This is a genomic window from Mesorhizobium sp. PAMC28654, assembly GCF_020616515.1.
Lineage (GTDB): Bacteria > Pseudomonadota > Alphaproteobacteria > Rhizobiales > Rhizobiaceae > Mesorhizobium.
Map to the genome: position 1 here is coordinate 5278862 of NZ_CP085135.1, position 22127 is coordinate 5300988.

A 22127-nucleotide genomic window follows, 5' to 3' on the forward strand; every position below is an offset into this window, starting at 1 on the left:
GGTGGGAGATCGCGGCAATGTCCGGCCGACGCGCGGTCTGGCCGCGCCTGGCAAAGGGAAATGTTCATGCTGGTGATCGTCGGTACGGTGCGCTTGCCGCCGGAAATGCTCGGGGAGGCAAGGCCGGCCATGGCCTCGATGATTTCAGCCAGCCGCACTGAACCCGGCTGCATCGAATATTCCTACGCGCAGGATGTACTTGACGCGGGCCTCATCCATGTGACCGAGGTCTGGCGCGACAGGGCCGCGCTGGACGAGCATTTCCGCTCGGCGCACATCGCGCGCTGGCGCGAGAGCTGGCCGGCGCTCGGGATCGGCGATCGCAATCTCGTTGTCTACGAGGCCGGTGAAGCCAAGCCGATTTGAGTTCGGACTGCTGTCAACGATCATCCCGTCGTGCTTGCGGTGGCCACGGCGACCAGCCAACGCCTGACCGTACGCTCCTCTTCGCCGGAGAGATCGCGTGCAAGTTCCTTTTCGAGAGCATGAACGCGCTCGCGGCAGGTTTTCAGCAGCGCCGTGCCGCTGTCGCTGAGATCGAGATGCTGGATGCGGCCGTGGACGGCATGCGGTTTGCGGACCAGTGAACCGGCGCGCTCGAGATTGGCGACAATGACGCTCACCGTCTGCGGGGTGAGCAGCGCAAGCCGGGCGACATCGGCATTGGAGAGACCGGGATACGCCGCCAGCATGGTCAGCACCGCGAATTGCGGCTGGGTCACGCCGAGATCGATCAGCGCCCGTTCCAGCCTGAGCCGATGGGCGCCCGCCGCCTGGCGAAGCAGATATCCCATATAGCCGTCTTCACCTCGCTTGCCCTCTCCCGGGGCTGGGATCGATGGCGGATTTGTCTTGCGCATGATATCAGGGCTCTTATATGTTGTTCGAGCACTGATATTATAGCCAGACCGGACCGATGACGATGGGTTACCGAATTTTTCTTGCCGGCGCCTCGGGCGCCGTTGGACGGCGGCTGATCCCGCAATTGCTGAAAGCGGGCCATCAGGTGACGGGAACCACGCGGCTTGCGGCCAAGGCCGAACAGTTGCGTGTGCTTGGCGTCGAGCCGCTGGTTATCGACGTCTTCGATGCCAATGCTCTGTTACGAGCGATGGCTTCCTCAAAGCCCGACATCGTGATCCATCAGCTGACCGATCTGCCGGCGGGTCTCGATCCCAGTCGGATGGGCGAGGCGATCGTGCGCAATGCCAGCATTCGTGACGAAGGAACGCACAATCTGGTCAAGGCGGCGATCGCGGCCGGTGCCCGCCGGATGGTCGCGCAAAGCATAGCCTGGGCCTACGCGCCGGGTCCCGAACCGCACACTGAGGCCGATCCGCTGGATAGCGAGGCCCAAGGCGATCGCGGCATCAGCATGGCCGGCGTCATCGCGCTCGAGAAATGGGTCCTGGCGTCGCCACCGCTCGCCGGCGCCGTGCTGCGCTACGGCCAGCTTTACGGCCCTGGCACCGGCAGGGATGCGCCCGCCGGATCGGCGCCGCTGCACGTGGATGCGGCGGCTTATGCAGCCTTGCTTGCCGTCGACAGCGCGCTATCCGGTGCTGTCAACGTCGCGAAAGCCAACACCTATGTCTCGACGCAAAAGGCTGTCGGAGAGCTCGGCTGGCACGCGGACTATCGCCTGCCGACCTGAACGCGGCGCATGCGGGAGGTGCTGTCATCATGGCTCTGATGCAAAATCAGCCCAGGTTCCACCCAGGCAAGGGTCTCGCCTTGCTCTGCCTCGCGTCGTTGGCTGCCTTGGCCGTGCTTGCCGCTCAGGGCCAGCGAAACATCGCGACGACGATGCCGGCAGCCGGCGGCGCGCATATGCATATGGCAATGACGAACACGGGGAGCGGCGCCGAAATGCGCCCGACGACCACGGTCAAGCCGCTCTCTTGCGAGAGGCTTCCCAACGTGCCGGGAAAATCCATCACCACCGCCCTCGTCGAGTTTCCGCCAAACGCCTATACGCCCCGGCATCGGCACCCAGGATCGGTGACTGCTTTCGTGCTCAAGGGAACGGTGCGGTCGCAGTTGGAAGGCAGTCCCGCCGGCACCTACACAGCGGGGCAGACCTGGTTCGAGCCGCCCGGCGCGATCCATCTGTTCGCCGAGAATGCGAGCGCCGGCGAGCCCGCGGAATTGCTTGCGATCTTCATCGCCGACGACGATTGCGGCCCGCTGACAATTCCTGACCGGGACCCCGTGCCTCACTAATCAAATCCCGCGCCAAAATGGCGCTTCGCCGGTGTGGGGCATTTTGGTTGCCATGTGATGGCGTCGGGCGTATCAGGCACGACGGCCTTTTACGGGCTTTTTATGGGCGAGCCACCCGGTGCTTTCCAGGAACGAACCACAAGTCTATGCCCGCCGGCTTCGCGCGGTGCTTGTCAGATCGCTCCCGCTGCTGGAGGCGCGCGGCATTGCCGTGGTCATGCTGGCCGGCGTGGTCGGGGTGATGGCGGGCATACTGGTCACCGCGATGAGCCAGATGGTGCAGGACCTGCACGGGCTGCTCTATGGCGTCCAGCCGGGCGGCAGGCTTTCGGCGATGTTTTCCCTTGCCGATCCGATCCAGGCGGCCGTACCGGCCATCGGCGGCATCCTGCTCGGCCTGTCGCTTGTCTGGCTCAGAAAACGCAAGTTCCGCACTCCCGTCGACCCGATCGAAGCCAACGCGCTCTATGGCGGGCGCATGTCGCTCACCGACACGTTCATCATCGCGGCGCAGACGATGATTTCGAGCGGATTCGGCGCTTCGGTCGGACTGGAAGCCGGCTACACGCAGGTCGGCTCCGGCCTCGCGTCGCGGCTGGCACGCATCTTCAAGCTGCGCCGCAATGATGTGCGCACGCTGGTCGGCTGTGGTGCGGCCGGCGCCATCGCCGCGGCCTTCGACGCGCCGCTGACCGGCGCCTTCTATGGATTCGAACTGGTGATCGGCATCTACTCGGTCGCCATTGTCGCGCCGGTCATGACCGCCGCGATCTGCGCCTCGCTGACCGCCGAGGTCTTTGGCGGTGTGCCGTTTCCGCTGGAGCTATCCGGCCTGCCGGCGCTGACGGTCAGCCAGTACCTGCCGTTCCTGCTGCTCGGGCTGCTCGGGGGCGCTGCTTCCATCGCCATCATGCATCTGGTGACCACGATCGAGCGCGGCTTCGTGCGGCTGTCGATCGATGCATCGCTGCGCCCCTTCATCGGTGGTATATTCGTGGGCCTGCTGGGGTTGGTGACGCCGCAGGTCCTGTCCAGCGGCCATGGCGCGCTGCATCGCGAATTCTCGATGAACTACCCGCTCGCCGTGGTGGCCAGCGTCTTCGTGCTGAAACTGGCGGCGTCGGCGATATCGCTTGGCTCTGGCTTTCGCGGCGGATTGTTCTTCGCCTCGCTGTTCCTCGGTGCCCTGCTCGGCAAGGCTTTTGCCGGCGTGATGGCTTTGGTCTCGCCGGCCACGGGCATCGATCCGGCGGTTGCCGCCGTCGTCGGCATGACCTCGCTGGCGGTCGGTGTCGTCGGTGGCCCGCTGACGATGACGTTCCTGGCGCTGGAATCGACACGCGACCTGACACTTACCGGCGTGGTGCTGGCGGCTTCGATCATGTCGGCGATCCTGGTGCGTGAAACCTTCGGCTATTCCTTCTCGACATGGCGTTTCCACCTGCGCGGCGAGACGATCCGCAGCGCGCATGATGTCGGCTGGATGCGCAGCCTGACGGTCGGGTCGATGATGCGCGAGGACATCAAGACCATCGATGCGTCGACGACGCTGGCGGCGTTCCGCAAGGAAGTGCCGCTCGGTTCGGCGAAGCGCGTCATTGCCGTTGATCCGGGGGATCAATATGTCGGCGTGCTGATCGTCGCCGAGTTGCACAGCGACCCAGCCGCCGACGACACGCCGGTGCGGTCGCTCGCCCAGTTCCACGACGCCGTGCTGGTGCCGAGCATGAACGTCCAGACCGCCGCCGAGACCTTCCAGCGCGCGGGCGCCGAGGAACTCGCCGTGGTCGAGGATTTCTCCGAGCGCATTGTGCTCGGGCTTCTGACCGAAGGCTATCTGATGCGGCGCTACGCCGAGGAACTCGACAAGGCGCGCAGGGATCTGGCGGGCGAAGGGTAGGCAGCCCTCGTCAACACCGAGGCTTCGCCCATTGGCGGGGTCGCCAGCGCCCGTTGACGGGTCGCCGGCGCCCGGATCAATGCTCGATCGGCCCCTTCGCCATCACCAGCGCCGTGCCCGCTGTCGTCGGGCGCTCGATCATGCGGCGCACATGGGGCGGCTCGGCACCGCTGTGCAACGCGCGAATGCGCTCGCCGATGACCGCGTCGGCATGGGTGGCCCGGCCGTTGTGGCGGATATATTCGAGCCATGTCGGCGTATGGTAATGCTCGATCCATATGGACGGATTTTCGAGGTCGCGCGCCAGCGTCCAGTTGCGGGCGCCGTCGCGGCGGCGGATGCGTCCGCGCTCCGCCATGATGCCGAGGAATTCCGACACGTCCTCCTCACGGATCACATACTCGATCATGATGGCGATCGGGCCGCTGCGCGGCTTGAGGTCGAGCGCGAGATGCGGTTCCTTGAAACGGTTGAGCGGGTCGAGGTTGAGCACCGGCTGCTGCGGCAGCGGCAAGAGCAGGCCAATCGCGCCGCCCACCAGCATCGTCACGCTCGCCGCGATCAGCGCGGTTTCGGCGCCGTGCACATCGGCGACAACGCCCCAGACCCAGCTGCCCAGCGCGATGCCGCCAAAGGTCGCGGTCTGGTAGACCGACAGCACCCTGCCGACCACCCAGCGCGGCGTCGACATCTGCACGGTGACGTTGAAGTGTGAAAGGGCGATCACCCAGCAGGCGCCGCCGACGAGCAGCCCGAGCGAGGTCTGCCAGGCATGAGTGCTGACGGCGGCATTGAAGGCGCAGATCGCGAAGCCGACGAATGCCGAGCGTACCATGGCCTCACTGGACAGCAGCTGCCGCAGCCGCACGCTGATCAGCGCGCCGCCGACCGCGCCGATGCCGAAGGCGCCGAGCATGATGCCATAGGTCAAGGCATCGCCCTTGACCACGTCGCGCGCGACCAGCGGCAGCAGCGCCAGCACAGCGCCGGCGCTGAAGCCGAAGGCAGCACCCCGGACCAGAACCTTGCCGATATTGGGCGACATGGCGACGTAACGCAGGCCCGCGCCCATGGCGGCGCCCAGCGACTCGCGCGGCAAGGTGGAAACCGGCAACTCCGGCTTCCAGCGCGACAACACGACGATCAGCCCGACATAACTCAAGGCATTGGCGGCAAAGGCGGCGGCCGCGCCGGCGGCGGCAACGATGATGCCGCCGATCGCCGGACCGACGCTGCGCGTCAGATTGAAGCCCAGCGAGTTGAGCGCGACCGCCGCCGGCACCTTGTTGCGCGGCACCATGTCACCGACCGAGGCTTGCCATGACGGACTGTTGAGCGCCGTGCCGCTGTCGATCAGGAAGGTGAAGGCCAGCAGCGTCCACGGCGTTATCAGCCCGAACCAGGTGAACAGGGTCAGAAGCAGCGAGACGACCAGCATGAAGGTCTGCGCGACCAGCATGATCTTGCGCCGGTTGAAGCTGTCGGCGATGGCGCCGGCGACGAGCGCGAACAGCATGATCGGCAGGGTCGTCGAGGCCTGTACAAGGGCGACCTGATAGGGCGAGGTGGCGATGGTGGTCATCATCCACGCAGCGCCGACGCCCTGGATCAGACCCCCGAAATTCGAGACGAGGCTGGCGGACCACACAGCGCGGAAAATGCCATGCCGGAATGGCGCAAGCGCTGAGGCGCTTTCGCTTTCCGGCTTTTCATCGATCATGGATAGTTCCCCGCTTTCGCGCGCCGTACCGTGGCGGCGACTCGTTTCCCCATGCCACGTGTTGAAATTAGGGCATCGCGCAAAAAAGGGCGAACGCCTCCTGGAAAAAGGTCATGGTCCAATGACGGATGCAGCTGATTTCAAATCAGGCTGGATCCCGCTCCACCTGGAGCCTGATCTCTTTTGAGAACCGATCCCCGCCGTCCGGCCAGGCCGAGGACTCGCTTCTGGAGACCATGCGCTGGCTAGAAGCCGTGCTGGATGCGCTCGAAGATGACGTTGGTGAAGGCCGAAATCTGGCCGCCGATGAATGGACCGGTCAGCGCCACCACCAGCATGATGGCGACGATCTTGGGCACGAATGTCAGCGTGATTTCCTGGATCTGGGTCAAGGCCTGGATCAGGGCGATGCCGATGCCGACCGCCATGGCGACCAGCACGACAGGGGCGGAAGCGGTCAGCACCGTCCACACCGCGTACTGGACGATGTCGAGTGCGTCGGCCTCGTTCATGGGATCGTCCTTGCCGGAACGGTCAGCTTGCCGCCTTGACTGAGACGCCAGGGCCAACCGGAACTTCGGTGCCGTTCTGCAGCACGGCAATCAGGCCGCTGCTGGCGAGGCGCACCGAGGCCACCGTGCCCGTGGTCTTGCCGTCGGCCGAGGTGATGTTGCGGCCAATGAGAGCGTCGGCCTGCGACAGCGCCGACGACTGCATGATCTGGTCGAGCTTGGTGTTGGTCTGCACCGATTGCTCGACCTGCGAGAAGGTCGCGAGCTGGGCGACATACTGGGTCGAATCCATCGGCTTCGTCGGATCCTGGTTCTTCATCTCGGCGATCAGAAGCTTCAGGAAGGACTGGTAGTCGACAGCGGTCTTGGAAGTCTGCTGGCTGGTCTGGTTGGCGCCAACCGGTATCGTCGTCGTCATGTCCACGGTCATCAGTATCGGGCTCCCACGGCCAGCGGGCGCGGGGCGCCCGGAACATCATCATTGCCGCCAAGCGCGCGGCGCTCTAGCGGATAGAGCGAACGGATCGCCTTCAGCGCCTCGTAGATATGGCCTTCGCTGACCATGCGGTCGATCTGCTTCAGCTCACTGCGGATGCGCTCGTCCTCGAAGCTCGCCAGAAGCAGCGGCAGCGAGTGGCGGAACATGTCGCGCGCCTCGATCGCGTCCGGCGGGCTCATCAGCATGACCTGCAGTATGAAATAGAGCTGCTTGAGCGGCGTCGAGGCTTCGTCGGCCTGGATCACATGGTTCTCGAGCAGGAACTGCACGTCGTTCATCAGCTCGACGGTGACCTTGCGGTCGACACGGATGACGGCGCCGTTGATGTAGATCTTCTCGCTCGGCTTCAGTGAAATCTTGAACGTGTTGCTCATTGAATACCATCCCTGATGATCTGGGACACTTCGATCAGGCCTTCGAAATTGTTGGTCCGGCCCTGGCGGATATCTTCCGTCTCGCGCAGCAGCCACAGGCCGATGGAGATGAGGTTGGCGCGGATCTCCTTGGGCAGGGCGTTGTCATTCGATCCGAGATCCTCGAGGAAAGTCGACCAGACGCGATTGGTGAAATACAGCGCCTCGACCGCCTCCTGCGAGCCGTGGCCGACGGCCGCGGCCGCCGACAGCATGTCGATCGAGCGTGTCAGAAGGTGCCGTTCCCGGTCCCTTGCGTCTCCGACGGAGTCGGCCTGGATGTCGTCATACGAGAATTGATACATCGGTGAGCTCTACCGGTCCGCTGGAAGTTATCAGGTCAGGTAATTCAGCAGGCTGAGCTGCTGGAGGCGTGCCGTCAGCGCAAAAGAGTTTTCGATATGCTGCGTCAGATTCGCGACCTTGGTGGCAGCGGCGGCGGGATCGACACCTTCAAGATCGACGATGTGCCGCTCGAACAGGTCGACCTGCGTCTTCATCCGATCGCTGGCGTCGGAGACACGCTTCTGGACGATGCCGGTTTCCGACTGAACCTGGGCGATACCGCTCAGCGCTTCGCCGACCAGCGTCTGCGAACGGGTGACGATCGTGTCCTTCGCTGCCTGGCTGATGTTGCTGGACATCAGGCTGGTGACCATGGCGGCCGCCATGGCCAGCTTCCTGATGCCGTCGCTGTTGGCACTGGTCGAGGTCGCGGTGGTTTCGTTGAGCGCAATGCGGCTGACGATCTGCTGGTCGGTCGCATTCGACATGTTGGTCTGCCAGCCGGAGCCGAGGAACTGCGGCGCGACGCTGTTGGTGATGAAGTCGTCCATCTGGGCGGCGGTGATGTTGGCTGCGCCCGGGTCGCTGGGCGTGAAGCCGAACTTGGCGACGAAGGAGGCGTCGAAGGCGGCCTTGGCGGTTGAGCCGGGCGCCGTGAAATCGTTGATCGGCTTGACGTCGGTGTTGGTGCCGGCGAACAGATATTCGCCGTTGACGCTGGTGTTGAGGATCGAAGCAAGTTGCTGGATGGTCGTCTTGCCGGCGGATTGGGTGAGGCTCTGCGAGGAGTCGCCCGATGTCGCTGACGTCAAGCTGGACAGGAAGGTCTGCGCCACGCTGGAGAGCTGGCCGAGCGAGGTCTGCGTCGACGAAAGCCGGGCGGCGACCAGTCCGTTGGAATCGATGATGACGTTGAGCCGGTCGAGATCGCGCGAGAAGGTGACGGACTGAGCGGTGCGTCCGCCCAGCGCCAGGCCGACATCGGCGACCTTGCCGGTCGAGGATTCCTTGGTGGCTTTGACCAGTTCGGACTGCATGCGCATCTGTTGATAGCGCATGGCGTTCGTAAGGGCCGCTGAGGAAACTGAGGTCATGGCTTATCCTACCGCGTTCATCAGGGCCGTCATCATGTCATCGACGGTTTTCATCATCCGGGCCGATGCCTGGTAGCTGTGTTCGAGATCGAGCATCAGCGACATTTCCTGGTCGATATTGACGCCGGTCGCGTTGGACAGCGCGTCGGCGCTGCGAGCCGCCAGCGCTTCCTTGGCGTCCGCGGCCGTCGAAGCCGTCTGTCGCACGCCCTGGAACCAGCCGATCGAATTGGCGGCGTAGTCGGAAACGCTGGACGTTGCTGAAATCCCGGCGGCGCTGTCGAACGCCATCGGCTTGTCGAGCCGGTCGCCATAGGCAATGAGAAGGTTGGAATAGGATGCTCCGCCAGTGTTGGCGACATAGGCGGCGCCATTGGCGCCACCGTCGCGCAGCAACGTCGGATTGCCGCCGGTGCTCGGATCCATCGCGGCATTGATGCTGATGGAAGCGGCAAGGCCGTTGACCAGCGTGCCAGCGGCCGGCACGGCCGGCGCGCCCGACCAGGTGAACAGGCCGGCGGCATTGGGCATCGAAGGCGCGGTCTCGGCAAAGGCCGTGATCAGGCCGCGCGCGGTCTCGTCGAGCTGGCTCTGCATTTTCGAGGCAACGTCGTCGCGCAATTGCAGCAGGCCAGCAAGCTTGCCGCTGGCGCTGGTATTGCCGCCGGTTCCCGCCGAGATTGGCACATTGTCGATATAGACGGTGTTGCCGGCGACGCCAGCGGTGGAGCTCGATGACGGCGTGAAGCTGACGGTGCGCGGTATGGTTTCGAACAGCGTCGTGCCGTCGCCCGTGGTGATGACCATGTCATTGTCGCCACGCGTGAAGGTCGAAACGGGAACATAGTCCGAGATCTTCTTCAACAGCCCGTCGCGCTGATCGAGCGCATCGGAAACATCGGTACCGGAACGGGTCCCGGAAATGACCGCGGTGTTGGCATCCTGGAACTGGCTTAGCAGCGAGTTGAGGTCATTCACGGCCGTGGCGATCTGGCCGTCGGTCTGGGTGCGGAAATCCTGGATGGCCTTGGAGCCCTGGCTCAGGGAGCGCACAACCTGCTTGGCCGCGTCAATGACGCTGGAGCCAAGGTTCTGGTTGGATGGCGAGGTGGCGTAGAGCTGCAACGCCTGCTGCAGACTGCCGATCGCGGTCGAGGGCGAGGACGCATTGTCGACGCCGTTGACCGCGACGTCGAGCTGATCCATGCCGTTGTAGAGTGCGCTCTGGCCGCTATAGGCGGACAGGGCGCTGAGGTTCTGACGGAAGAGCAGGTCGTTGGTCTGGCGCTGGATATCAACCGTACGCGCGCCGGGCGCCGTGCTGACGACGACGGAGATACGGCGCGTATAGTTCGGGTTGTCGGCGTCGGAGACGTTGCGCGAGACAACGCTGGTCTGCCGCGCGGTGTTCATAAGCGCCGATTGGGCGATGCTCAATGCGGTGGATAGCGACATGCAAGTCCTTCACGGGCGGTGCCCGGTTTTATCTCTTCAGGTTGACAAGGACGTCCATCAGGTCGGAACCGGTCTGGAAGACTTTCGAATTGGCGGTGTAGCTGCGCTGCGCCGCGATCATGTTGGTGAGTTCCTCGGCGATATCGACATTAGAATTCTCGAGCGCGCCAGAGACGATGCTTCCAAGCTTGCCCTGATTGGCGAAGCCGATGCGCACGGTGCCGGAATCGGTGCTCTGCGAATACACGTTGCCTGGCAGTGCGGTGAGCTGGTCGGGGCTCTGAACATCGGCCAGCGGAATCTTGTAGAGTGGCTTGGTCGAGCCATCCTTGTACTGCGCGTAGATGGTGCCGTCCGTGCCGATCTCCACCTTGTCGATAGCGCTCGGCGCGTTGCCGTTGACCTTCGCATCCGTGACGGTGAAGCTGCCGCCGAACTGGGTGAGCTTGGACAGGTCAAGATTAAGGCTGGCGCCGTTCGGCACGGTAACCGACACGCTGGAGGTCGTGCCGGTAAGCTTGCCGGTCGTGGTATCGAACGTCAGGTCAGCCGTGCCAAGAGAGCCGCCGGCCGCATAGGGGAAGCCGGTCCCCGGCGTGGCCTTGGACTGATCGAAGACAGCGGCTTCCCAGGTGCCGGCGCCGGTGTTGGTGAAATAGACGTCCAACAGCACCTTGTTGCCCAGGTTGTCGTAGGCGACCAGCGAGGTTTTCGATGTGTATTGCGAGGTCGCGCTGTTGTCCGACGGCAGGTTTCCGGTCGTCGTGACCGGGGTCGCGCCGGCGGGAAGATTTCCGTTGAAATAACCCGCTGTGCTGGGCGTCGCCGTCATTTCCTGATCGGATATCTGCACGGGTACCAGGCCCTCGAAACCGTTGGCCGTGGCGGCCGGAACGCCATTGGCGTAGCTGTAGGCCATCAGCTGGTAGCCAGCCGCATTGACCAGCCGGCCCTGTGCATCCGGAACAAAGGAGCCGGCGCGCGTCAGGAACGGCGTTCCGTTGGCATTCTGGACGACAAAAAAGCCGTCTCCATTCACCGCCAGATCGGAAACCGAAGTGGTATACTGGAGCACGCCCTGCGAACTGACCGAGGTGCGGATCGTCGTGTTGACGCCACCCGAATTGTAGGCGCCGCTGGTGTTTGGCATGACCAGCGTCGAAAACTCGGCGGAGGACCGCTTGTAGCCCGTGGTATCGGAGTTGGCGATGTTATCCGCAACAGCGGAAAGGCGATTTGCCTGGGCATTCATACCGGAAACGCCGGTCCGCATCATTCCGTAAAGGCTCATCGACGGGTCTCCTCAATGCTTTGGCCACTGGCCACGAGGCTACGCTTTGTGTCTTGCGCGAAGCTGGCGCAAAGGCGGTTCCAGGGCATCAGAAGACGAGCCGGTAACCGAGGAACCGCTTGGAATCGATGGGGTCGGTGCCGAGCTTCTCCCGCAGCTTCTTGCGCAGCTTGCTGATATGGCTCTCGACCACGTTCTCCTCGACCTCTTCGTCGAAGATACCGTAGATGGCGTTGAACACCTGGGTCTTGGTGACGCGACGTCCGCGATTGCTCGCGAGGTATTCGAGGATACGGCGCTCGCGGCGCGGCAAGGGCAGCGGCTGGCCGTCGATTTCCGGGTCGCGGCCGTCCATGAAGATGCGCATGGCGCCGATCTCGGTAAAGGAGACGTCTTCCTGGGCGCGGCGGCGGATGGCGGTGATGCGGGCCAGGATCTCGCGGATGTGGACCGGCTTGCGGATGACGTCGTCGACGCCGCTCTCGAACAACCGCAGTGTGTTTTCCAGGGAATGCTGCTCGCTCAAGGCGATAACCGGGGCACCGGTGCGGTCGCGGATCTGGCGGGGTGAGATGGTGCCTTCCCGGCAATCGCCGATGAGGAAGGCCCGCACCGACTTCAGGTCGGTATCCGCCGCCGAGCTTACCCATTCGCCGAATTCGCCGGGAGCGAAGCCCGCGCAGGCGATGCCCTCACGGTCGAAAAGTGAATTATAGCCTTCGGTTACGAGCTCTCGCTCGTCAACAATAACAATCATCGGCCCCGCCTCCGAATCAGATCATCTGCTTCGTGTCGAAAGGGGTAGCCGCTGGCGAGAATCCTGAACAACCGTCATTTCTTGTAGCTAGTTTCTTGGGAGTCGGGAATCGTGCTGGTTGCATTAGTGTGTGCTCGTACGTACCGGCCAGGGATCGCGCGGGTCATGTTGGAAAAGCGCTGGAGGTGCGGAGCGGGAGGCATGGTCGAGCGGGCGAAAGCAGCTACGGGTTGCAGAAGGCGCGAGCGTTGGAAGTCCATTTTCCAAAGCCTGTGGCGACCATGTTGGCGATGACGCGGCAGACATAGATCTTTTGCGCCGGATTGTTGTCCGGGCCGGCATGGTAGCGGGCGACCGCCATCGACCAGGTCTCGTGGCGGGCGTGGAGGCTGGCCAGGAAACGGGCCGCGTAGTCGACGTTCTGACGCGGATCGAGCATGTCCTCGACGCTGCGAAAATGCGATGCGTGGTAGTGGTGGTTGATCTGCATGCATCCGAGATCGATCAGCGTCTTGCCGTCGCGCCGCGCCGCCTCGAAGGCGGCAAGCGCCTCGCCCCGGTTTTTAGGGAAGACAGCTTTTCCTTCTATATTCATGGCGTTAGGTTGAAGGCTGCCCTTCCTTCCCGTTTCGGCAAGACCGACGGCATAGAGAATGCCCGCGGGCACGCCATAGCGATCGGCGGCACGCAGGATCTCCGGCTCGCAAGGGTTGGTGGCGGCGTTTGCCGCGCTGGCCGCGAGGCTAGATAAACATATCGCCGCCAGTGCGCTCACGAGCAGGCGAAGCGGGGCGGCCGAACTCTTGCGGATCATTGTCGCGGTTCCTTCCCGACTGCTGGCCGGCGCCACCGTCATTGTTGCCGCTCGAATTGCCGGGCTGAAAGGACGACTGATCGCGGCCTGCCGTTGCCTGCGTGTTGGCGCTGGCATCGGTGCGGGCCGCGGCCGGGACTGCTATCGAGGGTTGTAGGATCGTAACCTTGTCGACTTCGAAACCAAGGCCGCGCAGCGACTTGACGATGGCCTCGCTGTCGGCGGCGAGCCGGCGATAGGCCTCATGGGTTTGAGGCTTCAGTTCAATCGAAAGTTGCTCTCCGGAAAGGCGCAGACTGGCGGTGACCATGCCGAGTTCAGCCGGATGAAGTTCGATCTTCAATATGTGCACCGGAGCGGCCACGGAAGAGGTCACCTGGGGCGCTGCCGGAGTGGTTGAAAATGGCTGCCGAAGGCCGCTGTCGGCCTTGATCGCGTCGATCAAGGTCGCCGCCGCCTGGCTCATCGGGTTCTGCGCCGGCGCGGGGAAACTCCGCTCGGAAACCACCTCGACGCGGTTTGCCGAAGAAGTCTGTTTTCCTACCTCTGAGCGCACTGAGGACAAGGCCTCGTCGAGGCTCTTGACCGGCAGCGAGGAGGGCTTCGATTGGGGAGCCGCATCGTCCGCCACGCTCTCCAGCGGCGAACCGAATGTCAGGCTGTCGTCATGCTTCACCGGACCGGTGGGCAGCTTGACCCCACCGGGTTGCTGTGGTGCCTGTTCGGCGGCTGTCGAGCCTCGCTCGGAGCGGGCCTCCAGCCCGAGTGCCTTCCCCGCATCGGTCGTTGACCGGTATCGCTTCGATAACGGGGCCTGGCTGTCAACCGCCGCCGGGTCCCCGGTGCCATCGCCCGGCGCGGTTTTGTCGGATTTGGCCGAGGCGGAGAATTGACGCAGATCGTGAAGCGCCATCAGCAGCGGAAGATGGTCCTGAAGCGATGATGCGCCGGTCGGGGCGTCCCCAGTTCCGGCATCGTCGGCTTCCTTGCCGGACGCGGTATCCCCACTGTCTTTGGCGGCCTTCAGAAGCAGCAATTTCGCCGACGAGATCTTTCGCGGATCGGCGGGTGCCGGTTCGTCCTTGCCGTCGGCTTCAGCATGGCCCGAGGAAGCAGGCTTGCCCCAGCGCTGGTCACGCGACGTGGTTTCGCTTGCGGTCTGCCTTTCCGACCGGGCCTGTTTTCCCGTGCCATGCAGCATGTTGCTGAAGCCCGTATCCGCGCTTTTTCCGCCAGCGGCGGGCTGCTCGGAGGCGGCGCGCATGGAAGCAAATCCCGGCAAGGCGGGGCCGACGCTGGTGGTCATCTGGGAGCGGCTCCAAGCATCTGGTCAATCAAATCGAGCTGCCGACGCGCCTTGATCATGGCGGCATCGGCCGGGTCGGAGGGGTTCAGGCCGGTCGCGGGCGCGAGTGCGGGTGCGGGTGCGGGTGCGGGCAAGGTCTCCGCCCCATCCGACGAGGCAGCGGCGACGGCCGTTGTGTCCGACGTGCTGGCGGCGGGTTCGCCGGGTGCCGGGGCCGGCGGCTGTTCGGGCATCGCGCCTTCGACCGGAGGCAGCCCAGCCTCGTCGGATGTCTGCTGGCCGGAGGTCCGGGCACTGGCGTTTTCGACCGCGGGGGGCTGTTCGACGGCGGCGAGGGCCGGCTTCCTGGCGGGCAGGGCGGCAGGCGGCGCGACCAGTTCGCCGGCAATGGCGCGGGCCGCATCCAGCAGAGCGCGGTCACCATCCGACAGTTTGCCGCGGTCGATCCTGTCGAGCTTGGCGTGGACCTCGTCGACAGTGCCCGATGTCATGGTGGAAAGGCTGGCGTAGAGCAGGGCGCGTGGATCATCCTGGTTGCTGATGCCGTCGCGACCCCGCTCGGCTCGCGCCGCGGCGAAGGCCGAGAGGTCGTTCAGGCCGTCGATCGCGGCGCGCCGGGCAATGCGCAGGTAGATCACCTTCTCGCGCTCGGGGTCCATCATCGAGGTGATGTCGCCGAGCTTATCCTGGCTGATCGACATATGCAGCGCGACGACGCCGGAGACGAATGAATCGGCGAACTGGCTGGCATAGGGCGAATAGAGGTAGCGCTCGACATACTGGGTCGAGGCAAGCGCGAAGCGCGCGGCATCGCCCTGCGTCACGGCGATGCCGACCGAGCGACGCAACGCCGCCTCCTCGACCAGCGTGCCCGGGCTGAGCAGCCTGGCTTCGTCGAGCAGGACCAGTGCGGCGGCCGGCTCGTCTACGCTGAGCAGGGAGCCCTTGACCAAGGCGAGGAAGGCGCCGAGGTCGCTCGGCAGCGTCATCGGGTCTATCGGCCGCAGCGTTTCGATAGCATCGGCGGGACGTCCGTTGAGATAGCTGATGATACCCTTGGCGATGGCCAGTTCCTCGGGCGCCACGGTGGCGCGCGACACGGCCGTCTCGACAGTGAGCGGGTTGCCGCCGCTCATGCCGTAGACAAGAAGAGCGCGGAAATTCTTGGGATCCTTGAAATCATCCGCACCCGTGTCGCGCAGGCGCGCGTCCACCATCTCCAGCAACTTGGCCTGCATCGGCATGGCGGCGTGGTCACCGGCCGCGATACGGTCCTGAACGAGTTGCAGCGAGCGCACCAGCTGATAGGGCTGCAGTGCGTCCTGCGCGAAGCCGACCGACGGATGCCCTGCCGCCAGCAGGAGCAGGCCGATCATGCGATGGAGGACGGCGCGCGTCATCCTCCGGTCGCCATCAGGATTTCGATGCGGCGATTGGCGGCGGCCATCGGATTGGCTGGATCCTTCGGCTGGCGGTCGGCAAAGCCGGCGACCTCTGTGATGCGGCGTTCGTCGACACCGCCGCGCACCAGCATGTAGTAGGCCGAATGCGCGCGGGCCGTCGACAGCCGCCAATTGTCGTAGGTGTCGCTGCGAAATGGCCGGGCATCGGTGTGGCCATTGATGCTGATGGTGCCCTTCTGGCTGTTGACGATGCGGCCGATCTTTTCCATCGCCAGCACCAGCTCGCGGCTGGGCATGGCCGAGCCGATCTCGAACATGCCGAAATCGAGCCGGTCGGTGATGGAGATGACGACGCCCTTGTCGGTGGCCTCGACCGAGACACCATCATGCAGCTTGTCGCCCGGCTTGAAGGCATCGTTGAGCTGTTGGCGCACTTCGGCGGCCGCCTTCATCGCCGCGGCGGCAGGAGCCTTGTCCTTGACGTCGCGATCGAGGGCATCTCCATCGGGGGCATCGGGCTTGGCCGACGCCGACCCGGCGCTATCGCCGGCCTTGGCCATCGCTGTTTTCGGTGCCGTCGCTTCCGGTTCGGTCTTGGCCAGCGGCTCCAGCGGCGCGGCCGTCAGCTTCGGCATGGGGGGCACGGCCTTGACCTTCGGAACCTGGCTGTCGGCGACCTTGTCGCCCGGCTTGACCGGATCACCGTCGATCTTCACGCGTTCCGCACTTGCTTCGGCACCAGGCGATGCGACCTGCTGCGACCAGAAATCCGGTTCGAAGGGATCGCGATAGGAGGCGCCGCCGGATGCGCCGGTCGCTGGACCGGCGTTCTGCACGCCGCCATCGCCGCGCTGGCTGATATTCTGCATGACGCCAGTATCGGTGGCGATCTCCGACAGGACCGCATAGGGATCGGCAAACAGACGCTCGTCGGTGCGTTCCGTTTTTTGCGGCGCCTGCTTGTCCTGCGTCTTTTCCGAGGAGCCAGCGCCACCGACGCCTTCCTGACCGGCCTTGCTGGCGGCTTCCTGCGGGTCGTCGGCCGTCAGTCCGACCGAGCGGGGACCATCGCCAAGATCCTGGAGGCCCTTGCGGCTCGAATTGCGATCGATCAGCTTGACCGGATTGAAATAGCTGGCGACGGCTGACTTGGTTTGCTCATTGGCGGCGTTGATCAGCCACATCACCAGGAAGAAGCACATCATCGCGGTCATGAAATCAGCGAAGGCGATCTTCCAGACACCGCCATGGTGAGCGTCATCGTGATCGTCACGACCACGCTTGACGATGATGATCTCGTGCCTGTGTTCCCCGGCCGCCGCTATGCTCATGACAGTGCCTCGGAGAGGGTTGCCGACCATTCGGCCATGCGTGTCTCGAACACCGCTTCGTCAATGGTGACTGTGAGGTCGAAGCCGGGAGCTTCGACAAAGTCGAGATTGGCCGCGCGGGGACCGAGCGCCGTCCGCAATGTTTCGAACAGCGAAAGCGGTCCGCGCACGCCGACGCGCACCGCCTCGGAATCACCCACGGCCTCGTGGATCGAACGGGTGAGCGCTTCAAGCGAGCGTTTCTGGAGGTTGTCACTGACGATGCCGCCGATAACACGGGCGACCGTGGCTGCGACAAGCTCGGTCACACGCGTTTCCATCATGTCGATGCGCAGGGCGACCGTCTTGCCAACATCGTCGCCAATGCCTTCGAGAAATGCCTTTGCCTCGTCGGCGTTGGCCTGACGCTCGGCATCGAGCTCCGCCTTGTGTGCCGCGGAAAGGCGCTCTGCGAGCTCGGCCTCGGCGAGGGCGACCGCCTCGGCGATGAGTGCGCCGATATCGGCCTGAGGCGCCGGCGCATCCGGCTTGTTGTCGTGTTCGACTGTGGCCCTGGGCTGGGCGCTGTGCTGGGCACGCGCGCCGAAGTCCGGCAGCAGGTCGAAGAGGGCGGCTGAGGGCATGGCTTAGGCCGCGACTTCCTGGGCCGCCCATTTGCGCAGGATCTGCGCGGTGCGCTCCTCATTGAGGTCAACCATGCGGGCGAGCCGCTCCTGTGGCGCCGGCCTGATCTTCTGGCGAAGATCGTCGAGCGGCGTGGTACCGGAGCGCGAACCCGACAATGTGCCGACGTTGGCGGGCCCCTCGATCGAGGCCGTCCCATCCGGCGTGGGCAGGGAGCGCTGGACTTCGTCGAAGTTGGGGCCGGCGATGGCTGGCGTCGCCTTCGCCGTCAGTGCGGCGGCCATCGGCCTGAGGCCGAAGAACGCGACCATGAACACCACGACGATGAAGGCGCCGGCGTTGATGAGCGTGCCGGCATGTTGGCCGACCGAATCGAGCATGCTCACTTGCGGGAGGGCCTCGCCATCCAGCCCATCGATGAATTCCACCGCCGAGACGTCGATGATGTCACCACGCTTCTCGTCGAAGCCGGTGGCCGACGTGACCATCTTCTGGATTTCGGCAACGCGCTTGGCGATCTGTTCGGGGGTGGCGTCCTTGCCGAGGATCGACGCCAGGCGCTGCTGGTTGACGACCACCGCGATCGACATCTTGGTGACGGTGTAACCGTTGGAAACGGTGGCGATCTTCTTTGAATTGATCTCGTAGTTGGTGATCTCTTCCTTGCGGTCGTTCTGCGAGGATGACTGCGGCCCCTCGGAGGTGGTCGCCTGGGTTTCAGGCATGTTCTGCTCGACGCTGGTCGGAGTGGATGCCTGCTTCTGATTGCTGTTTTCATTGTTGCGCACCGACTGCACCGAGCGCTCGACACGGGAATTAGGATCAAAGATCGTTTCCTCGGTCTGGCGGGTGTCGGTGTTGACGTCGGCCTTGACGCTGGCGCGGAAATTGTCGGGGCCGAGATAGGGTGCAAGGGCGCGGCGGATGTTGTCGCCGATCTGCGCCTCGACGGTCTGCTCGACGCCGAGCGTGCGGGCGGCACTGGTGTTGGACGGGTCGTCACCGGCGGCCAGAAGATTGCCGTTGGAATCGAGCACGGTGACCTTGTCGGCGGACAGGCCGGGCACGGCGGCGGAGACGAGATGGCGGATCGACATCGCGCTCTTCTCGGCGTCGATGCCTGCGTAACGGATAACCACGGAGGCGGAGGGCTGCTGCTCGTCGCGGCGGAAATTGGCGCGCTCGGACATGACAATGTGGACGCGCGCGGCCTTGATGCCCGAGATCGACTGGATGGTGCGGGCAATCTCGCCCTCCAGCGCGCGCACCCGGGTGATCTGCTGCATGAAGGAGGTGAGGCCGAGCGAGCCGACATTGTCGAACAGTTCATAACCAGCATTGGCGCTGGTCGGCAGGCCCTTTTCGGCAAGCAGCATGCGTGCCTGCGCCGTGGTGCCGGCCGGCACCAGAACCGAGGTTCCGTCGGCGCCGACGTCGAAGCCGAGGCCTGCCTCGCCCAGCACCAGGCCGATCTGGTTCACGTCGGCGCGATCGAGCCCGACATAGAGCGTGTCGTAGGCCGGGCGGTTGAGATAGACCGAAGCCACGCCGATGACGCTCATGACCAGAACGGCGATGCCGGCCAGCATGGCAAGGCGCCTTACGCCGAACCCCTGGAGATTCGAGATGATGCTCTGGATTTGTACCGGCACGATTCGACCACTCCCAGCGTTAACGTCCGCCAGGACACTAGACCTCGAAGCTTGTGCGAAGATGATAGGCCGAAACGAAAAGGCCGCGCTTGGAGCGCGGCCTTGCGGATGTGGCAGAGCGACGACTGCTGGTCAGCCAGGAAAGTCTCAGCCGCCCTTGAACAACGACAGGATCGACTGCGAGGAGCTGTTGGCGATCGACAGGGACTGGATACCGAGCTGCTGCTGAACCTGGAGAGCCTGGAGCCGGGTCGATTCCTTGTTCATGTCGGCATCGACGAGCTGGCCGACGCCACGGTCGATGGAGTCCATCAGGCTCGAGGTAAAGGTCTTCTGCAGGTCGATGCTGCTCTTGGCCGAACCAAGGATGGTGGCGGAGTTCGTCAGCTGGCCCATGACGTTGTCGATCTTGGTGACCATCTGCGTGATGATGTCGTCGGTAACGCCGGGTGCGGTGATGTCCACGTTGAAGGCGGAGACGTTGTCGATCTTGGTGGGGGTGCCGGTGACGGCGGCCTGCGCGGTGGTGTTGGCCAAGATGTCCGTGGCGCCGCCGGCGATCGCGGTCGCATAGGCGGTGTCATACTGGGTCTGGGCAGCGCCGGTGGAATAGATGGAGGTCTTGCGATCGAGAGTGCCGGCGTTCTTCACGGCGGTTGAAAGGCCGGAATCGAACAGCTTGGTGCTCTCGACATCGATATCGATGGTTCCGAGCTGGACGGCGCCGGATGAGGAGCGGTTGAACGACGAGACGATCTTGGCATCAGCCTGCACGCCGTCATTGTTCACGGCGACCTGCTTGGACGTCACCGAAAGGAAATTCGAACCGGAAAAGGTGGCGCCATCGGCGAAGGACTTCATCTGCGCCTGAAGCGCGGTGATTTCGGTCTGCGTCTTTGCCTTGGCGGCATCCGTCTGGCCGACGGTCGAAAGCAGCTTGGTCTTGATCTGGCTGATGGTCGTCAGCACGTTGGTCATGCCGGTGTAGGCGGTATCGACTTTCGAGGCGCCGAGGCCGAGTGCGTCTTGTACCGTCGACAGGGCCTGATTGTCCGAGCGCATGGTGGTGGCGATCGACCAATAGGCGGCGTTGTCCGAGGCCTGGGAGACGCGGTAGCCTGTCGAGATGCGGGCTTGCGTCTGCTCAAGCGACTTGCTGGTCGCGTTGAGGCTTTGAAGTGCGGTCAACGCCGCGGCGTTGGTCATGATGCTCGACAAGAAAGTCGCTCCTTCTCAAAAATCCCGGATAGGCCTGTTCGACAGTGGCATCGGCCTTGGGGAGGCTGATTCGCCTAGCTGTTGTAAGCTATTCGTTAACCATGACTAGCGCCACATGGTTAACAGCCTATTAAAATCGGTATTTTGAAGATTAAGACGACGAGCGTTCGCATCCGTTACTTCGTCCGCGAGAGACCTGGGGCGTCGCACCCGGAAACGGGTTCGTGCGACGCGATCGGACGGGACATGTATCCGCGGACTGTTGGGCACACCGGGGCAAGCCTAGCAAGCTTTCCCGGGCGACATGCTGCAGGCAAACGCAAATCGGGCCGCGCTTGTGGCGCGGCCCGATTTTCTGGCGCTGTTCGTTGTTAGACGAGAGCGGATTAGCGGAAGAGCGACATGATCGACTGCGTGGAACTGTTGGCGATCGACAGCGCCTGGACGCCGAGCTGCTGCTGGACCTGCAGGGCCTGCAGACGGGTCGATTCCTTGTTCATGTCGGCATCGACGAGCTGGCCAACGCCCCGATCGATGGAGTCCATCAGGTTCGAGGTGAAGGTCTTCTGCAGGTCGACGGAGCTCTTGGCGGCGCCGAGCGTGGTGGCGGCGTTCGTCATGTCCTTGAGCGCGGCGTCGACGACCTTCATCTGGTCCGCGATCTGCGAGTCGCTGAAGCCTTTGCCCGTGGCTGAGTCGTAGACCTTCAGCGTGGCGACCGAATAGGTGTCGGTAGCCGTGGAAGCAGCGCCGGCGGTCGGATTCACTGCGGCGGTGGTAACGGCGGCACCGGTGCTGCCGAGACGGTCCGCGTCAAGAATGCCCTTCGCCGTTGGTGCGGCACCGCTGTCATACAGCTTGATGCTTTCCACATTGACGTCGATCGTCGAGATCGACGACGCACCGGAAGCATCGCGGTTGAAGGCGGAAACGATCTTGACGTCGGCTGCCGTGCCCGAAGCGGTCGACACCGAGAGCATGTTGGTGCCGGAGAAGGTGGCGCCATCGGCGTAGGACTTCAACTGCTTCTGAAGCGCGGCGATTTCGGTCTGGGTCTTTTCCTTGTCGGCGTCGGTCTGGCCGTAGGACGCGACCAGCTTCGTCTTGATCTGGTTGAGGGTGTCGATCGAGCTGTTCATGCCGGTGTAGGCGGTGTCGACCTTGGAAGCGCCGAGGCCGAGCGCGTCCGAAACGGTGGACATCGCCTGGTTGTCGGAGCGCATCGTGGTGGCGATCGACCAGTAGGCGGCGTTGTCCGAGGCCTGCGAAACGCGGTAGCCGGTCGAGATGCGGGCCTGGGTCTCCTGGAGGGATTTGCTGGTGGCGTTAAGGCTCTGCAGCGCCGTCAACGCGGCGGTGTTCGTCATGATGCTGGACATGGTACTCGTACCTTGATTTTACACGTCTTTTTTTCATACCGGCTTTTCCGGTATGACGGTGCGGCATCATGCCAATGATCGCTCAATTCGATCACCCGCCATCTGTCAGTGACTATGCGGGCAAGTTCCTACCAAAGGACTAAATCCGAGGGTTAACCGGAAATATCTTGCGTAAAATTTTGGGCGACTGACGCCATGCGCCACCCGGGCGCTTGGCGCGCCCTGGCCAGATGCCGCATCCGGGCTACGGC

22 protein-coding genes are annotated in these 22127 nt (G+C 63.9%); 4 read left to right on the plus strand and 18 right to left on the minus strand.

Translation table 11 applies throughout. From position 1 onward, the window contains the following. Positions 1-66 precede the first annotated feature (66 nt). Entirely contained in the window at positions 67-366 is a 300-nt protein-coding gene (locus LGH82_RS25920; RefSeq protein WP_227345453.1) for a putative quinol monooxygenase, read from the plus strand. Positions 367-386: 20 nt separating this feature from the next. Here the strand turns inward: LGH82_RS25920 and LGH82_RS25925 are convergent, their stop codons facing one another. Continuing rightward, positions 387-860 (minus strand): MarR family winged helix-turn-helix transcriptional regulator, encoded by a 474-nt coding sequence (locus tag LGH82_RS25925; protein WP_227345454.1) that lies wholly within the window; start codon positions 858-860, stop codon positions 387-389. A gap of 62 nt (positions 861-922) precedes the next feature. Between LGH82_RS25925 and LGH82_RS25930 the strand changes: the two genes are divergently transcribed. From LGH82_RS25930 to LGH82_RS25940, 3 genes are all read left to right on the plus strand, one after another. Further along, the gene (locus LGH82_RS25930; protein WP_227345455.1) at positions 923-1654 is read left to right on the plus strand and encodes an NAD-dependent epimerase/dehydratase family protein; all 732 of its coding nucleotides are present in this window, start codon (positions 923-925) and stop codon (positions 1652-1654) included. Positions 1655-1683: 29 nt separating this feature from the next. Beyond that, entirely contained in the window at positions 1684-2223 is a 540-nt protein-coding gene (locus LGH82_RS25935) for a cupin domain-containing protein (protein ID WP_227345456.1), read from the plus strand. Between the two features lie 118 nt (positions 2224-2341). Continuing rightward, the gene (locus tag LGH82_RS25940; protein ID WP_227345457.1) at positions 2342-4123 is read left to right on the plus strand and encodes a chloride channel protein; all 1782 of its coding nucleotides are present in this window, start codon (positions 2342-2344) and stop codon (positions 4121-4123) included. A gap of 76 nt (positions 4124-4199) precedes the next feature. Here LGH82_RS25940 and LGH82_RS25945 read toward each other — a convergent pair whose 3' ends face one another. The 17 genes from LGH82_RS25945 to LGH82_RS26025 form a co-directional block, all read right to left on the minus strand. Next, positions 4200-5843: an MFS transporter gene (locus LGH82_RS25945; RefSeq protein WP_227345458.1), complete on the minus strand. Its 1644-nt coding sequence runs from the start codon at positions 5841-5843 to the stop codon at positions 4200-4202. 245 nt (positions 5844-6088) lie between these two features. Then, positions 6089-6355, minus strand: coding sequence for a flagellar biosynthesis protein FliQ (gene fliQ, locus LGH82_RS25950; RefSeq protein ID WP_227345459.1), 267 nt, complete (start codon positions 6353-6355; stop codon positions 6089-6091). A 22-nt stretch (positions 6356-6377) separates the two neighbouring features. After that, complete coding sequence (gene flgD, locus LGH82_RS25955) at positions 6378-6785, minus strand: flagellar hook assembly protein FlgD (RefSeq protein WP_227345460.1); 408 nt, start codon at positions 6783-6785, stop codon at positions 6378-6380. Further along, entirely contained in the window at positions 6785-7228 is a 444-nt protein-coding gene (gene flbT, locus LGH82_RS25960) for a flagellar biosynthesis repressor FlbT (RefSeq protein WP_227345461.1), read from the minus strand. The genes flgD and flbT overlap by 1 nt, the downstream gene beginning before the upstream one ends. Then, complete coding sequence (gene flaF, locus LGH82_RS25965; protein WP_227345462.1) at positions 7225-7572, minus strand: flagellar biosynthesis regulator FlaF; 348 nt, start codon at positions 7570-7572, stop codon at positions 7225-7227. Before flaF ends, flbT begins: the two co-directional genes overlap by 4 nt. Before the next feature lie 30 nt (positions 7573-7602). Further along, complete coding sequence (locus LGH82_RS25970; RefSeq protein WP_227345463.1) at positions 7603-8646, minus strand: flagellar hook-associated family protein; 1044 nt, start codon at positions 8644-8646, stop codon at positions 7603-7605. A gap of 3 nt (positions 8647-8649) precedes the next feature. Beyond that, complete coding sequence (flgK, locus tag LGH82_RS25975; RefSeq protein ID WP_227345464.1) at positions 8650-10101, minus strand: flagellar hook-associated protein FlgK; 1452 nt, start codon at positions 10099-10101, stop codon at positions 8650-8652. Between the two features lie 28 nt (positions 10102-10129). After that, positions 10130-11392 carry a flagellar hook protein FlgE gene (locus LGH82_RS25980; protein WP_227345465.1) on the minus strand — a complete coding sequence of 421 codons (1263 nt, stop codon included), beginning with the start codon at positions 11390-11392 and terminating at the stop codon, positions 10130-10132. A gap of 88 nt (positions 11393-11480) precedes the next feature. Continuing rightward, positions 11481-12149: a response regulator transcription factor gene (locus tag LGH82_RS25985; protein ID WP_227345466.1), complete on the minus strand. Its 669-nt coding sequence runs from the start codon at positions 12147-12149 to the stop codon at positions 11481-11483. Between the two features lie 223 nt (positions 12150-12372). Then, the gene (locus tag LGH82_RS25990) at positions 12373-12963 is read right to left on the minus strand and encodes a transglycosylase SLT domain-containing protein (RefSeq protein WP_227345467.1); all 591 of its coding nucleotides are present in this window, start codon (positions 12961-12963) and stop codon (positions 12373-12375) included. Beyond that, complete coding sequence (locus LGH82_RS25995) at positions 12893-14269, minus strand: flagellar hook-length control protein FliK (protein WP_227345468.1); 1377 nt, start codon at positions 14267-14269, stop codon at positions 12893-12895. Before LGH82_RS25995 ends, LGH82_RS25990 begins: the two co-directional genes overlap by 71 nt. Continuing rightward, a complete protein-coding gene (locus LGH82_RS26000) occupies positions 14266-15669 on the minus strand; it encodes a chemotaxis protein MotC (protein ID WP_227345469.1) in 1404 nt (467 codons plus the stop codon). The genes LGH82_RS25995 and LGH82_RS26000 overlap by 4 nt, the downstream gene beginning before the upstream one ends. Further along, positions 15666-17003 (minus strand): MotB family protein, encoded by a 1338-nt coding sequence (locus LGH82_RS26005; RefSeq protein WP_227345470.1) that lies wholly within the window; start codon positions 17001-17003, stop codon positions 15666-15668. The genes LGH82_RS26000 and LGH82_RS26005 overlap by 4 nt, the downstream gene beginning before the upstream one ends. Next, positions 17000-17626: a hypothetical protein gene (locus LGH82_RS26010; protein ID WP_227345471.1), complete on the minus strand. Its 627-nt coding sequence runs from the start codon at positions 17624-17626 to the stop codon at positions 17000-17002. Before LGH82_RS26010 ends, LGH82_RS26005 begins: the two co-directional genes overlap by 4 nt. Before the next feature lie 3 nt (positions 17627-17629). Further along, entirely contained in the window at positions 17630-19279 is a 1650-nt protein-coding gene (gene fliF, locus LGH82_RS26015; protein ID WP_227345472.1) for a flagellar basal-body MS-ring/collar protein FliF, read from the minus strand. Positions 19280-19426: 147 nt separating this feature from the next. Next, entirely contained in the window at positions 19427-20497 is a 1071-nt protein-coding gene (locus tag LGH82_RS26020) for a flagellin (RefSeq protein WP_227345473.1), read from the minus strand. Positions 20498-20883: 386 nt separating this feature from the next. Further along, positions 20884-21876, minus strand: a complete 993-nt coding sequence (locus LGH82_RS26025; RefSeq protein ID WP_227345474.1) for a flagellin — start codon at positions 21874-21876, stop codon at positions 20884-20886. Positions 21877-22127: the final 251 nt, after the last annotated feature.

What these genes read in the sequence shown, in the direction of transcription:
- LGH82_RS25920 (WP_227345453.1), top strand. Translation starts at nt 67, where the DNA reads ATGCTGGTGATCGTCGGTACGGTGCGCTTGCCGCCGGAAATGCTCGGG.
- LGH82_RS25925 (WP_227345454.1), bottom strand. Translation starts at nt 860, where the DNA reads ATGCGCAAGACAAATCCGCCATCGATCCCAGCCCCGGGAGAGGGCAAG.
- LGH82_RS25930 (WP_227345455.1), top strand. Translation starts at nt 923, where the DNA reads ATGGGTTACCGAATTTTTCTTGCCGGCGCCTCGGGCGCCGTTGGACGG.
- LGH82_RS25935 (WP_227345456.1), top strand. Translation starts at nt 1,684, where the DNA reads ATGGCTCTGATGCAAAATCAGCCCAGGTTCCACCCAGGCAAGGGTCTC.
- LGH82_RS25945 (WP_227345458.1), bottom strand. Translation starts at nt 5,843, where the DNA reads ATGATCGATGAAAAGCCGGAAAGCGAAAGCGCCTCAGCGCTTGCGCCA.
- fliQ (WP_227345459.1), bottom strand. Translation starts at nt 6,355, where the DNA reads ATGAACGAGGCCGACGCACTCGACATCGTCCAGTACGCGGTGTGGACG.
- flgD (WP_227345460.1), bottom strand. Translation starts at nt 6,785, where the DNA reads ATGACCGTGGACATGACGACGACGATACCGGTTGGCGCCAACCAGACC.
- flbT (WP_227345461.1), bottom strand. Translation starts at nt 7,228, where the DNA reads ATGAGCAACACGTTCAAGATTTCACTGAAGCCGAGCGAGAAGATCTAC.
- flaF (WP_227345462.1), bottom strand. Translation starts at nt 7,572, where the DNA reads ATGTATCAATTCTCGTATGACGACATCCAGGCCGACTCCGTCGGAGAC.
- LGH82_RS25970 (WP_227345463.1), bottom strand. Translation starts at nt 8,646, where the DNA reads ATGACCTCAGTTTCCTCAGCGGCCCTTACGAACGCCATGCGCTATCAA.
- flgK (WP_227345464.1), bottom strand. Translation starts at nt 10,101, where the DNA reads ATGTCGCTATCCACCGCATTGAGCATCGCCCAATCGGCGCTTATGAAC.
- LGH82_RS25980 (WP_227345465.1), bottom strand. Translation starts at nt 11,392, where the DNA reads ATGAGCCTTTACGGAATGATGCGGACCGGCGTTTCCGGTATGAATGCC.
- LGH82_RS25985 (WP_227345466.1), bottom strand. Translation starts at nt 12,149, where the DNA reads ATGATTGTTATTGTTGACGAGCGAGAGCTCGTAACCGAAGGCTATAAT.
- LGH82_RS25990 (WP_227345467.1), bottom strand. Translation starts at nt 12,963, where the DNA reads ATGATCCGCAAGAGTTCGGCCGCCCCGCTTCGCCTGCTCGTGAGCGCA.
- LGH82_RS25995 (WP_227345468.1), bottom strand. Translation starts at nt 14,269, where the DNA reads ATGACCACCAGCGTCGGCCCCGCCTTGCCGGGATTTGCTTCCATGCGC.
- LGH82_RS26000 (WP_227345469.1), bottom strand. Translation starts at nt 15,669, where the DNA reads ATGACGCGCGCCGTCCTCCATCGCATGATCGGCCTGCTCCTGCTGGCG.
- LGH82_RS26005 (WP_227345470.1), bottom strand. Translation starts at nt 17,003, where the DNA reads ATGAGCATAGCGGCGGCCGGGGAACACAGGCACGAGATCATCATCGTC.
- LGH82_RS26010 (WP_227345471.1), bottom strand. Translation starts at nt 17,626, where the DNA reads ATGCCCTCAGCCGCCCTCTTCGACCTGCTGCCGGACTTCGGCGCGCGT.
- LGH82_RS26025 (WP_227345474.1), bottom strand. Translation starts at nt 21,876, where the DNA reads ATGTCCAGCATCATGACGAACACCGCCGCGTTGACGGCGCTGCAGAGC.